At 59.0% G+C, this 12,880-nt stretch carries 13 protein-coding genes; 5 read left to right on the top strand and 8 right to left on the bottom strand.

The window, feature by feature from the left end; all coding sequences use genetic code 11:
* Positions 1–15: 15 nt before the first annotated feature.
* From GDN47_RS29970 to GDN47_RS29945, 6 genes are all read right to left on the bottom strand, one after another.
* Entirely contained in the window at positions 16–1,302 is a 1,287-nt protein-coding gene (locus tag GDN47_RS29970; RefSeq protein WP_152094841.1) for a DUF763 domain-containing protein, read from the bottom strand.
* A 108-nt stretch (positions 1,303–1,410) separates the two neighbouring features.
* Entirely contained in the window at positions 1,411–2,154 is a 744-nt protein-coding gene (locus tag GDN47_RS29965) for an aspartate/glutamate racemase family protein (RefSeq protein ID WP_152094840.1), read from the bottom strand.
* 4 nt (positions 2,155–2,158) lie between these two features.
* Positions 2,159–2,980, bottom strand: a complete 822-nt coding sequence (locus GDN47_RS29960; protein ID WP_069615545.1) for an ABC transporter permease — start codon at positions 2,978–2,980, stop codon at positions 2,159–2,161.
* A gap of 1 nt (position 2,981) precedes the next feature.
* Positions 2,982–3,893, bottom strand: coding sequence for an ABC transporter permease (locus GDN47_RS29955; RefSeq protein WP_145317758.1), 912 nt, complete (start codon positions 3,891–3,893; stop codon positions 2,982–2,984).
* Between the two features lie 69 nt (positions 3,894–3,962).
* A complete protein-coding gene (locus tag GDN47_RS29950) occupies positions 3,963–5,261 on the bottom strand; it encodes an ABC transporter substrate-binding protein (RefSeq protein ID WP_113332657.1) in 1,299 nt (432 codons plus the stop codon).
* Positions 5,262–5,292: 31 nt separating this feature from the next.
* Positions 5,293–6,381: an ABC transporter ATP-binding protein gene (locus GDN47_RS29945; protein WP_152094839.1), complete on the bottom strand. Its 1,089-nt coding sequence runs from the start codon at positions 6,379–6,381 to the stop codon at positions 5,293–5,295.
* Between the two features lie 268 nt (positions 6,382–6,649).
* On the opposite strand from GDN47_RS29945, the gene GDN47_RS29940 reads away from it, so the two are divergent.
* Entirely contained in the window at positions 6,650–7,363 is a 714-nt protein-coding gene (locus GDN47_RS29940) for a GntR family transcriptional regulator (RefSeq protein ID WP_113351203.1), read from the top strand.
* Positions 7,364–7,423: 60 nt separating this feature from the next.
* A complete protein-coding gene (locus tag GDN47_RS29935; protein ID WP_152094838.1) occupies positions 7,424–8,626 on the top strand; it encodes an amidohydrolase family protein in 1,203 nt (400 codons plus the stop codon).
* 134 nt (positions 8,627–8,760) lie between these two features.
* On the opposite strand, the gene GDN47_RS32655 is transcribed toward GDN47_RS29935, so the two are convergent.
* Entirely contained in the window at positions 8,761–8,895 is a 135-nt protein-coding gene (locus tag GDN47_RS32655; protein WP_257714007.1) for a hypothetical protein, read from the bottom strand.
* Between the two features lie 363 nt (positions 8,896–9,258).
* A complete protein-coding gene (locus GDN47_RS32505; protein WP_113332660.1) occupies positions 9,259–9,522 on the bottom strand; it encodes a hypothetical protein in 264 nt (87 codons plus the stop codon).
* Positions 9,523–9,716: 194 nt separating this feature from the next.
* Here GDN47_RS32505 and GDN47_RS29920 point away from each other — a divergent pair, with 194 nt between their 5' ends.
* From GDN47_RS29920 to GDN47_RS29910, 3 genes are read left to right on the top strand one after another with little or no spacing between them, the layout of a single operon-like run.
* Complete coding sequence (locus tag GDN47_RS29920) at positions 9,717–10,412, top strand: FadR/GntR family transcriptional regulator (protein WP_113332754.1); 696 nt, start codon at positions 9,717–9,719, stop codon at positions 10,410–10,412.
* The gene (locus tag GDN47_RS29915; RefSeq protein ID WP_113332661.1) at positions 10,409–11,575 is read left to right on the top strand and encodes a PLP-dependent transferase; all 1,167 of its coding nucleotides are present in this window, start codon (positions 10,409–10,411) and stop codon (positions 11,573–11,575) included. Before GDN47_RS29920 ends, GDN47_RS29915 begins: the two co-directional genes overlap by 4 nt.
* 41 nt (positions 11,576–11,616) lie before the next feature.
* A complete protein-coding gene (locus GDN47_RS29910; RefSeq protein ID WP_113332662.1) occupies positions 11,617–12,876 on the top strand; it encodes an ABC transporter substrate-binding protein in 1,260 nt (419 codons plus the stop codon).
* Positions 12,877–12,880: the final 4 nt, after the last annotated feature.

Here is a 12,880-nt window from a genome sequence, read left to right as displayed (position 1 = left end):
TCTGCCGTACCCGGCTTAGCTCTTCGAAGAGCGGAGGCCGCCCTCGGCACCATCGTCCTCGGCGTCCACGGGAGGCTCCCAGCCGAAAACGCTGCGGCCGCCATAGGAGAAGGAGCGGTCGAATTCGCCCGCTACGATCTCCTTGAGATCGGGGCCGGTGACATAGCGCTCCAGTATTCTCGATTGGTCATCCAGGCGCTTCAGCGCAGACAATTCTTCGTCGCGACCGAGACGCCCTTTCCTGACCGCCGATTTCATCACATTGATGGTCTCGTCATAGACCTTCAGCGGCACCGGAAAGGGATGCCGGTCCTTGCCGCCATGGGCGAGCGAGAAGCGCGCGGGATCGGAGAAGCGGCAAGGTGCGCCGTGAACGACTTCAGCGACCATCGCCAAAGCCTTTACAGTGCGTGCGCCGACGCCGGGCGTCAGAAGCAGATCCTCGAAATCCACCGGACCACGATCGGCAGCCGCAGCAAGATTTCCGTGCAGGCGCCGCATGTTCACATCTTCCTGACGCACGTCGTGATGTGCCGGCATGATAAGATATGGCAGCATCGGTTGCGCTTCTTGTTTGCCGATTGCTGGAACTTTCCCTTCCAGAGCGTTGAATTCGCGGACGATTTTATCCGGCCCCAGGGAAGCGAGCAAATCCAGCTGACCGTCGCGGGAGTGGCCGGCGCGTCGATCGGCGAGATTAATGATCTCGCCCTGCTCGCGCCCCTCGATGGCAGAGTGTGGCGAATCCAGGAAGTTCGTCAAACCCTCCGATAGCCAATGATACCGCCGCGCCTGCCGCCGTTCATCGTTCATGCCCTGCTGGATGACGACCCACTTGCCGTCATCGGCGACGATGAAACCATGCAGATAGAGATCGAAGCCATCCTGCACGGCTGCGCTATCCACCTTCGCGATCAGCCGGCTTTTCATGGCAAGGGACGCGCCGTCGAGGCCGACGCGATCGCCGATATGGATGAGCTCGTCCGGCGTCTTGCGCGAATGCGCGCCGCGGCCGCCGCAGACATGGATGCCGAGCTCGCCCGAAAGCGGCGTCAGGCCGCGCTTCAAGGCACCGAGAACGCTCGTTGTGATCCCCGAGGAATGCCAATCCATACCCATGACGGCGCCGAAGGACTGGAACCAGAAGGGATTGGCGAGACGGCGAAAGAGCTCGTCACGCCCATAATGCTGTACGATCGCTTCGGTGATGACGGCGCCCAGGCGCGTCATGCGATCGCCGAGCCAGCGCGGTACGCGTCCGCCATGCAGGGGAAGATCAGCTTTGCCGGCTCTCTGTGCCAAATCCACGACTCTCGTTATTTACCGAGACATTGTAGTCCCGGCAGCGAAGATATGCCAATCGCAACGCTTAGCGATCATTGGAGGTGGTACTGTTGGATTGTGATGAGATTAGGCCAATACCGGTGCCGGTGCAAAATCCTGCATTGCCCCTGAAAAAGGCTTTGGTAATGGCGAGGCGTAGGAACTGCGCTTGCTGGTGGATAGTCCCAGGGACACCAAAGCTTCGGCCTGCTTGACCGCTGCGGCGACACCATCCACGACCGGGACGCCGTAGATCGACTGCAGTTCTCTTGCGAGATCGGTCATCCCGGCACAGCCGAGGACGATGGCTTCTGCTCCATCTTCGGCAAGCGCACGCTCGATTTCCGCCCGCAGCTTTCCGATTGCACCTGAAGACGAATCTTCAAGCTCGAGGACAGGGATGTCGGAGGCGCGAACTTTTGCCCGTGAACCCATGCCATAACGATGGACGAGGTTGTCGATGAGGATGCGTGACCGCTCGAGTGTCGTCACCACGCTAAAGCGCTGTGCCAGGAAGCCGGCCGTCGCGACGGCCGCCTCGCAGAGACCGACGACCGGAACGTCGCAGAACATGCGTGCGGCCTCCAGGCCGGTGTCGTCGAAGCAGCAGATGATCGCGGCGTCATAGCCTTCAGCCTGCCTCTCCCTCAGTTCGCGCAGCATGCCCGGCACGGCAATAGCTCCATCATAATAGCCCTCGATCGAAGCCGGCCCCATCTGCGAGGTGGCGGCGATGATCTCCGTACCGGGGCCAGCTACGGCGCGCGCAGCGATCGCCGCCTTTTCCGTCATGGAAACGGTGGTGTTCGGATTGAGGAGCAGCAGGCGCATGATCTCAACTTTTCTTGGCTTGGCGGCGGCCGAGCATGGTCATGACCGCAAGCGCCAGCAAAATGATGGTGAAGGAGAAGAGCGTCGTCACCGTCCCGAGCGCATAGAGCACCGGCGTCGTGACGTTGGTCGTCATGCCGTAGATCTCGAGCGGCAGAGTGTTGTAGGTGCCCGATGTCATCAGGGTGCGAGCGAACTCGTCGTAAGACAGCGTGAAGCCGAAGAGGCCGACGCCGATCAGGCTCGGGGCAATCATCGGCAGCACGACATGACGGAAGGTTTGCCAGGAGCTGGCGCCAAGATCGCGAGCGGCCTCCTCATAGGCCGGCGAAAACCGGTTGAAGACGGCAAACATGATCAGCACGCCGAAAGGCAAGGTCCAGGTCAGATGCGCGCCGAAGGCAGAGGAATACCAGGCCGGCGCAATGCCACCCTGCTGGAAGACGACGCCGATCCCGAGCGAAATGATGATGGACGGCACCACGAGGCTCGCAACGGTGGCATAGAATAGAAACGTCGAGCCACGGAAGCGGCGGCGAAAGGCAAGGCCGGCCAGCAGCGACACAACGACGGTGACGATCATGACCATAACGCCGAGGATCAGCGATCGCTGGAACGAGGCACCGAAATCGCCCACCGCCTGCTTCTCAAAAAGATTGGCGAACCAATGCAGCGAGACGCCATTCAACGGGAAGGTCAAGCCGCCATCCGGCCCCTGGAACGACAGGATGATGACCGCCGACAGCGGACCATAGAGAAACAACACGAAGATCGTGAAGAAGATCGCGAGAACATAAAATTCCAGGCTGCGCTTTTCACGGTTCATCCTAGAGCTCCTTGCGGATATCGACGATACGTAGGATGGCGGCAACCATCAGCAGCACGACAATCAGCAGCACCACCGCATTCGCGGCTGCGGCCGGATATTGCAGCAGCGACATCTGGTTCTTCATCATCAGCGCGATGGATGCGCTTTGGCCGCCCGACATCACCTGCACGGTGGAAAAATCCGCCATGACGAGCGTGACGACGAAGATGCTGCCGATCGCCATTCCGGGCTTGGCAAGCGGGATCACCACATTCCACAACACCTGCCATCCGCTGGCGCCGGCATCGCGCGCGGCTTCAAACAGAGAACGGTCGATACGCATCAGCGTGTTGAAGATCGGAGTGACCATGAAGAGCGTATAGAGATGGACCATGGCGAGCACGACGGCGAAATCGGAATAGAGCAGCCATTCGATCGGCTGCGGGATGAGGCCCATCTCGATCAGCGTCGAATTGACCAGCCCGTTGCGCCCGAGAACGGGTATCCACGAGATCATGCGGATGATGTTGGATGTCATGAAGGGCACGGTGCAGACGAGGAAAAGGATCATCTGCGTCGAGGTGCGACGAATATGGAAGGCAAGAAAATAGGCGACCCAGAAGCCGATGAAGAGCGTCAGCGCCCAGACAATTGCTGTGAATTTCAATGTGTTGAGGTAGGTTTTCCATGTAACCCACGAACCGAGCGTATCGGTATAATTCGTGGTCAGGAATGCCGGATAAAGGCCAGCGAAATCATAATCCCAGAAACTGACGACGCCGATCATGGCGATCGGTAACAGGAAGAAGAAGCCGAGAATGAGAAACAGCGGCGTTGCCTGCAGATAAGCAACCGCCCAGCCGGGCACGGCTAAACCGCGTCGGGCCTTTTGAGTTTCCTGCTCCGCATCCGAGGAAGCGATTGTCGCCATGGTCCGGCTTCTCCATTGATAGGATCCTCCCCCCGTATCGGACGGGGAGAGGAAGTGATCGATCGCAGCTTAGGCAGCGATGAATTCGTTCCAGCGACGAACCATGTAGCGGTCCTCATCCATGACCGAGTTCCAGCATGCAACCGCACCCATGCGGGTTTCGAAGGAACCGCCGTCGCGAACGGCGCCGGCCTTCTCCATGACCTTGCCTTCCGGAGAGAGGATATCGCCCTGCGCCGGCTTGCCCTCGATCCAGTAGCCCCATTCATCGGCCGACATGAAGTTCTTGGCCGTTTCCATGCAGGCGGAATAGTAGCCTTGGCGGTTGAGATAGCCGCCGACCCAGCCGGAGGTGTACCAGTTGATATATTCATAAGCCGCGTCGAGCTGCGCACCCTTGAGATGCGAGGCAAGGCCGAGACCGCCACCCCAGGCGCGATAGCCTTCCTTGAGCGGCTGGAAGGTGCAGGCAATGCCCTTGGAGCGGACGGCAGCGACCGCAGGCGACCACATGGACTGAATAACCACTTCGCCAGATGCCATCAGGTTGACGCTTTCGTCGAAGGACTTCCAGAAGGCTCGGAACTGGCCATCGCCCTTGGTCTTGATCAGGAAGTCGATCGTCTTGTCGATTTCCGCCTTCGTCATGTTGCCCTTGTCGGCATATTTGATCTTGCCGGCGGCTTCCATGATCATCGCGGCATCCATGATGCCGATCGACGGGATGTTGAGGATCGCGGTCTTGCCCTTGAAAGCAGGATCGAGAATGTCGGCCCAGCTGTTGATCGGACGGCCGGTGAGGTCCGGGCGGATGCCGAGCGTATCGGCGTTGTAGATGGTTGGAACCATCGTCATCCACTGCGTCGGCTCCTTGGCGAACTTCTTGGAGCCCTGTCCTTCGACGAAGCCGACGGTGTGCGGCGCCGTGCCCTGCGCAATAACGCTATCCGGCTTCAGCTTGCCGGTGATGAAGAGCGGCACGATCTTGTCGTAATATTTCAGCTTCTTGACGTCCATCGGCTGCAAGACGCCGGTCGGGAAGACCTTCTTGGCGATCCAGTATTCGATGTCGGCGATGTCGTAGCTGTTCGGCTGCGTCACCGCACGCTGCGCGGCGGCATCGGAATCGGTCGCGGTCATCTCGAGCGTGATGCCGAGATCGGCCTTGCACTTCTCCGCAATGGCATTGATGTTCGAAACGCCGGTACCGAACTGGCGCAGCGTGATGTTCGATTGTGCCCAGATGGTCGGAAAACCGGTGATTACGCCGGAGCCGGCCATAGCGCCGAGAGCGGCAGCGCCGGTCTTCAGCAGCGAGCGGCGGGAAATGCCCTTCGTGGTCTTCTCAGTCCTGGTTTCAGTCGTCATGTCAGTTCCCCTTTTTTAATGCTTCGGATTTTCATGCGGATATACGGCCGAGAAGGATTGCATCCTCCTGAGCCCAACTCAGTGAGACAGCATCGCCAACGGTGAGCGATTTAGTCGCATCGTCGTCATTGCTTGCGATGACGGTGAAATCGTCGCTGCCAGCACCGATAACGGTGATCTTCAGCGTTGCGCCGCGATATTCGATATTGGAGACGACGCCGTTGAAGCCCAGCCCTTTGTCCGATGGCGGCGAAAGCCGGACGCGGTCGGTGCGGACCGCGATATCGACGGCTTCGCCGACGGCCCGACCTGACCCGTTTACCGAGAAGCCCTGCCCTTCAGGCACGGTCATGGTGATCAAGCCTTCTTCGCTCGACGTTACGCGGCCGGACAAGACATTATGATCACCCATGAAGCGGGCAACGAAGGCCGTTGCGGGGTGTTCGAACACCTCCCGCGGCGAGCCTGCCTGCTCGATCCGGCCGTCATTCATGATGACCATGATATCGGCAAGCGCCATCGCCTCTTCCTGGCTATGCGTGACATGGACGAAAGTGATGCCGAGCGACTTCTGCAGCTTCTTCAGTTCTGCGCGCATGCGGATCTTCAGGAAGGGATCGAGCGCCGAAAGTGGCTCGTCGAGCAGCAACGCTTCCGGATCGGTGATCAGGGCGCGGGCAAGCGCGACACGCTGTTGCTGGCCGCCTGAAAGTTGGGCCGGACGGCGTGTGGCGTAGGCTTCCATCTGCATCAGCTTCAGCATTTCGAGCGCCTTTGCGCGGCGCTCTTCCTTGGCAACGCCCTTCATCTTCAGGCTGAAGGCGACATTGTCGATAAGATCCAGATGAGGAAACAGCGCATAGGACTGGAACATCATCGCCGTGCCGCGTTTGGCGGGCGGGAAATCGGTAACTACGGTATTGCCGAGCCTGATATCGCCGGAGGAAATCCCCTCGTGACCAGCAATCATGCGCAAGGTCGATGTCTTGCCGCAGCCGGAGGGGCCGAGGAAACAGCAATAGGAACCCGCCGGTATCTTCAGGCTGATCGCATGGACAGCCGTGGTCGTGCCGTAGACCTTCGAAACGGACACTATATCGATCTCTGCCGCTTTCGACATCATCTTCCCCTTTGGTTTGGGAAAGACACTGCATCAATCGTGCCAGTTTTGTCGGAGGTTGACTAACCGGCTGGAATTTCTGAATTTTTTCTCCGTAAATAAATTTTGCCTTCTGATAGGCAATTAGGAATCTGCACAGGAAATAGGCTATTGTGCGCGATTTATGCAAAATATTGTATACATTTTACCGGCTTATTTGCATCAGATTTCGTTTAACTTCCGCGCGAAACCTGTCTATCATTGCAGCCAGTTACTCAGGCTACCGATCATGAACTCTTCAACAGATGCGCTTTTGACGCCCAGCGACGCCACCGATAGCGGCGCGCAACAAATCCGCGAGGCCATTCGCGACGCGATCGTGGAGCGGCGGCTCGCACCGGGCACGAAACTGTCCGAGAGCGATGTTGGCGCTCTCTTCAACGTCAGCCGGACACTGGCACGTGCTGCCCTGCAGGCTCTTTCCTATGAAGGGCTCGTCAGCGTCGAGAAAAACCGAGGCGCTTTCGTCGCCTATCCATCGCCAGAGGAAGCCCGACAGATATTCGCCGCGCGCCGCCTGGTCGAACCGGGGATAGTGCGATCGGCGGCCGAACACATCACCGCGGCCCAGCTCGCACAGCTCCGGCAGCTCCTCGTGGAAGAAGGCCGCCTTATGGGAGAGCGGGGTCAATCCGCGCGCCGGGCCGAGATCAAGGCCTCAGGCGACTTCCATCTGATGCTGGCGGCCATTTCCGGCAATCTCATCATGCAGCGCTTCATGGAGGAGCTTGTTGCTCGCTCCTCGCTGGTGATTGCACTTTATGGACAGTCAAGCGCCTCCAGTTGCGGCCATTCCGAGCATGGGGACATCATCACCGCGCTGGAGCGCAAGGATGTCGACACGGCCTGTCATCTCATGCTGCATCATATCGCGCATATCGAAGCCGATCTTGACCTACGTGAGCGCAAAAGCTTCGGCCTGAAAGAGGCTTTCGAGCGGTAGGACATCCGCTGCCCAGGCATTTCGCGCGCGACCGGTGGCCATCGATTCATGGAGAAAAAATTGAGCACGATCGAAACTCTCTTTACCCGGGCCAAACTTGCCGACGGTTCCATCAAGGACATCGGCGTCACGGGCGGGCGGATCGTGTTGATTACCGAGACTGGAGCACCGATTTCTGCCTCCCAGCTCATCGACCTTGAAGGCGCCCTCGTCGTGCCGGGCTTCGTCGAAGGGCATATTCATCTCGATACCAGTTTTTACGGTGATGCCTGGATACCGCACAAGCCGTGCACCAACGGCTTCGACGTCCACGAACGTGTTGCCTTCCAGGCGCAAAACATGGCGCAGGCCGCGCCGATGGACGAAAGAGCCAGAAACCAGCTCGAACTCTGCATTGCCAACGGCAGCACGCATATGCGCAGTCATGTCATGGTGGACGGTTCCGTTGGACTGAAATCGCTGGAGACCGTGCTTGCCGTGCGCGAAGAATACCGCGACCTGATCGACATCCAGCTCGTTGCCTTTCCGCAAAGCGGCATTCTGAAGAGCCCCGGCACGCCCAAGCTCTTGGACGAGGCGATCGCCTTGGGAGCTGACCTTGTGGGCGGGCTCGATCCGGCAAGCTTTGACCGCGATGTCGAAAAACATCTCGATGTGGTTTTCGGCGTCGCCGAGAAGCATGGCGTCGATGTGGACATCCATCTTCATGACGGCGGCACGCTCGGCCTCTTCACCATCGAGCAAATCTGCGCCCGCACGCGTAAGCTTTCCATGGGCGGGCACGTCGCGATCAGCCACGCCTACGGACTTGGCGATCTCTCGATCGAAGCGGCCAAGCGCGCTGCGGCCCTGATCGCCGAGAGCGGTGTCTCCATCATGACCAACGCACCCGGCGCCCATACCTTCCCGCCCGTCGCCCTGCTTCGGGCTGCCGGCGTCACTGTTTTCAGCGGCAGTGACAATATTCGCGACTCCTGGTGGCCGTATGGCGACGGCGACATGCTGGGTCGCGCCATGATGATCGGCTATCGGTCCGGCTTCTATACCGACGAAGAATTGAAGGTTGCCTTCGATGTCGTGACGGAAAGCGGCGCCAAGGCCCTGCTCCTGGAGGGTTATGGCTTGAAGATCGGCGCCAAAGCCGACTTCGTTACCTTGAAGGCGGAGCATATTCCCGAGGCGGTCGTCGCGGTGCCGAAAGGACGCGCGGTCTACAAGGCGGGCAAACTCGTCGCCAAAGATGGGACCGTCCTGCGGCGCTGATCAGGCACCAGGACTACGAATCGGTGAGCCTGCTAGAGCAACTCCAGGAAAAGTGTGCAGCGGTTTTCCGTCCGGAATTGCGTGAAAACAAAGAGTTAGAGCGGTTCGGGTATTCCGTGAAAACCTGAACCGCTCTAGCGCTTCAACTCTCTCTCGAATTTCTCGATCTGCTGCAGAACCCATGGGTCGTCGGCGGAATGTTGGATCGTTTCCTGTTCCGGCCGCCGTCTGCGGCGTATCCAATCGATGAAGGCGCGAAGCAATCGCATGTGGGTATCCGAGTTTTTCAGTATCTGCGAGGCCCGGCAACCAGGCTCGAAAACCAATAGAAGCCGGGCCTCGACGACCGCAAGGCGTTGCGGTGATTGCCTTTTTGCCCGTGGGAAAATGAACGCTGGCTGAATATATTGCACGGCACGATAGTTTCCTCGCATCTTTGCAGCCACTAGGAGAGAGCCTGGAAACCAATCTCATTTCACGAATGAAGAGCTTTTTTACTTGAGCGTACCGCTATCGGTAAAACTGACCTAGCCGGGAGAGAAGACGACCGTTAGACAATGCCGCGTCGCTTCCGATTTCCCCGGAGCGGCACAAGCTTAGCCTCGCCTGTGCGGGGCTTTTTTCTTTTCGGCCTATGCTTTGCTGCGCCGCGGCTCGCCGCCTGGTGCATAAATCGTGTCCTGCTCGAAAGGAAATACCGAGCCGCACCGGCAGCGCACCATATGCTTGCGCGGATCAGTCGATGGCCGTTCCGTGGAAAAGCCGCGCGGCATCTCGTCGATCTTGAAATCGCGGTTCGTCGCTCGACGATCGTCAGTTTCGGAAACTTCGGCGAAGCCGGTGTGGTCGCATTTCGCGCATTCCAGCTTCCGTGAATATCGATCTCTTGCGGCCATTCTCTTCCAGCCCGGGACTCACAACACGTTCCTTCTATCAGCGCTGCCAGTGCTCTTGAAGGCCGCAAACAACCTTCGTTGCCGCTCGCTTTGCGCCCTTAAAGATTTAAGGGCCGGAAAAACGACCGCGCCAAGAAAAAGATATTGACCTGATGGCAGATGTCAGACCAATTTATCATCCCATGACGAAACCCATGCTTACCCCTCTTCCTTCCATCGATCGGACGCAGCAAGTCATCGAGGCGCTGTCGACCTTCATCGAATCGTCCAAGCTGCAGGCAGGCGACCGGCTTCCGACCGAGCGCGAGTTGATGACCGCGCTTTCCGTGGGGCGCTCCACCATTCGCGAGGTGATCACCTATTTCCAGGCACTCGGCGTCATGGAGACGCGCAAAGGCAGCGGCACCTATTTGCTGAAGCCTGTTTCGAAGGCGACGATCCATATGCCGCTTTCCTTCAACCCGTCACATCTGCGCGATGCGCTGCTGCAGACGCTGGAGGTCCGCCGCGGCATTGAATGCGAGGCCGGCATGGTGGCTGCGAGAAAGCGCACCGACGAAGACCTCGTCATCATCGAAGAGAAACTCAACGAGATGGAGCGCGTCCATATGGCCAAGGGCACATCCGGGCCTGAGGATCTTGCCTTCCATCTTGCCGTCTATGACGCCACGCATAACCCGCTGTTCCGACAGCTTCTCGAACAGATGCGCGAAACCTTCGAGCGCTTCTGGGAGCATCCTTTCGATCGGCAGGATTTTGCCCGCCGGTCCTTTCCCTATCACCGCACGCTGTTCAACGCGATCGTCGACCAGGATCCCGAGGCTGCGCGCGCCGAAACGCTGAAAATTCTCGACGTCGTCGAGGAAGACATCAAGGAAATGTCCCAATGACCGACGGGCTAGAGCCGTTCGAACTTGCATCCCTTATTACAGCTCACGACGACGGCAATTTTGCCGAAGCCGTCGTACCGCCGATCTTCCAGACGTCGCTGTTCACCTTCTCGAACTATGACGAGATGATCGCCTCCTATCGCGGCGAAAAGGTGCGGCCGATCTATACGCGCGGTCTCAACCCGACGGTGCGCATGTTCGAGGAGATGCTGGCGAAGCTGGAGGGCGGCGAGGATGCGCTCGGTTTTGCCAGCGGTATGGCGGCGATCTCATCTGCAGTGCTGAGTTTTGTCGAGCCGGGCGATCGGATCGTTGCGGTCAAGCATGTCTATCCCGATGCCTTCCGCCTCTTCGGCACGGTTTTAAAGCGCATGAAGGTGGACGTGACCTATGTCGATGGTCGCGACGAAGAAGCGGTCGCTAAGGTGCTTCCCGGCGCCAAGGTGTTCTACATGGAAAGCCCGACGAGTTGGGTCATGGAAGCGCATGATGTCGGCGCGCTCGCTGCACTCGCCAAGCAGCACGGCGTCGTCTCCATGATCGACAACAGCTGGGCCACGCCTTACTTCCAGCAGCCGCTGAAGCTCGGCGTCGATCTCGTCATCCATTCCGCCTCCAAATATCTCGGTGGGCACAGCGACGTGGTCGCGGGTGTCGTTGCCGGCTCGAAGGAGATGATCGCTCGCCTGAAAGCCGAAGCCTACCCCTATCTCGGGGGCAAGCTCTCGCCCTTCGACGCATGGCTCCTGATCCGCGGCCTTCGCACCCTGCCGATTCGCATGAAGGCACATGAGGCGGCGGCGCTGACCATCGCCAAACGTCTGCAGGAGCTCGATGTCGTTGAGCAGGTCTGCCATCCGGGCTTGGCCAACCGTCTGCCATCCGGCCTGAACGGCACCTCGGGCCTGTTTTCTTTCATCTTCCGCGAGGGCGTCGATATCCGCGCCTTTGCCGATCGCCTCACGCTCTTCAAGCTGGGTGTGAGCTGGGGCGGACATGAGAGCCTGATCGTGCCGGGCGAAGTCGTGCTGCAGCAGAAGGCGCAGCCGAATTCGGCGCATACTTTTGGCATCAATCCGCGCTCCGTACGTCTCCATATCGGCCTCGAAGGAACCGAGGCCCTGTGGAAGGAACTCGAGGAGGCAATCGCCGCCGCCTCGTGACATCGTCAATCTGAGAGGAAAATCCAAAAAGGGGAACCAACATGAAAAGACTGATAACGGCAGCACTCTTTACCGCTTTGATGGGCGGCACCGCCTTTGCCGATACGACTCTGAAGCTCGTGGAAGTCATCACGAGCCCGGAGCGCACCGAGACGCTTAAGTCGATCGTCGCAAAGTTCGAAGCCGCGAACCCAGGTACGAAGGTCGACATCATCTCCCTGCCCTGGAATGAGGCCTTCCAGAAATTCGCCACCATGGTCTCGGCCGGCGATACGCCCGACGTGATGGAAATGCCTGATACCTGGCTGTCGCTCTACGGCAATAACGGCATGCTCGAAAGCCTCGAGCCATACCTCGCCAAGTGGGAACATACGAGTGAACTGACGCCCCGCGCGCTTCAGCTCGGTCGGGATGTCAAGAACACCGCCTATATGCTGCCCTACGGCTTCTATCTGCGCGCCATGTTCTACAACAAGAAGATCCTGAAGGATGCCGGCGTCGCCGAGCCGCCGAAGACGATGGACGAATTCGTCAAGGCATCCGAGGCGATCTCCAAGCTGCCCGGCAAATACGGCTATTGCATGCGCGGCGGTCCGGGTGGTCTCAACGGCTGGATGATCTTTGCCGCCTCCATGGCCGGCGACAACAAGTACTTCAAGGATGACGGCACATCGACGATGAACAGCCCCGGCTGGGCCAAGGGCATCGAATGGATGGTCGATCTCTACAAGAAGGGTTATGCGCCGAAAGATAGCGTCAACTGGGGCTTCAACGAAGTCGTTGCCGGCTTTTATTCCGGCACCTGCGCCTTCCTCGATCAGGATCCGGACGCCCTGATCGCAGTCGCCGAGCGCATGAAGAAGGATGATTTCGGCGTAGCGCCGCTGCCGAAGGGTCCCGATGGCAAGTCCTTCCCGACCATCGGTTATGCCGGCTGGTCGATGTTCGCGACAAGCCAGAACAAGGATCTGTCCTGGAAGCTGATCGCGACCCTTGAAGGCAAGGAAGGCAATCTGGAATGGAACAAGAAGATCGGCGCCTTGCCGGCCTATACGGCCGCGGAAAAGGACCCCTTCTATGCCGGCGATCAGTTCAAGGGCTGGTTCCAGGAACTGGCCGACAAGGACACCGTGCCCACTGTCATGCCGACCTATCTTGAGGAATTCGCCTTCTTCAAGGATTCCCTCGCCATCAAGACCTCGCAGCAGGCGCTGCTCGGCGATATCTCGGCGAAGGATCTGGCCGACCAATGGGCCGATTATCTGACCAAGGCCCAGCAGAAATTCCTGGCCAAGAAATAGAACG

The organism is Martinezella dioscoreae, from assembly GCF_009176305.1.
GTDB lineage: Bacteria > Pseudomonadota > Alphaproteobacteria > Rhizobiales > Rhizobiaceae > Rhizobium > Rhizobium dioscoreae.
The sequence above is the reverse complement of the archived record's forward strand: the minus strand, read 5'-3'. Positions and strand labels throughout refer to the sequence as shown.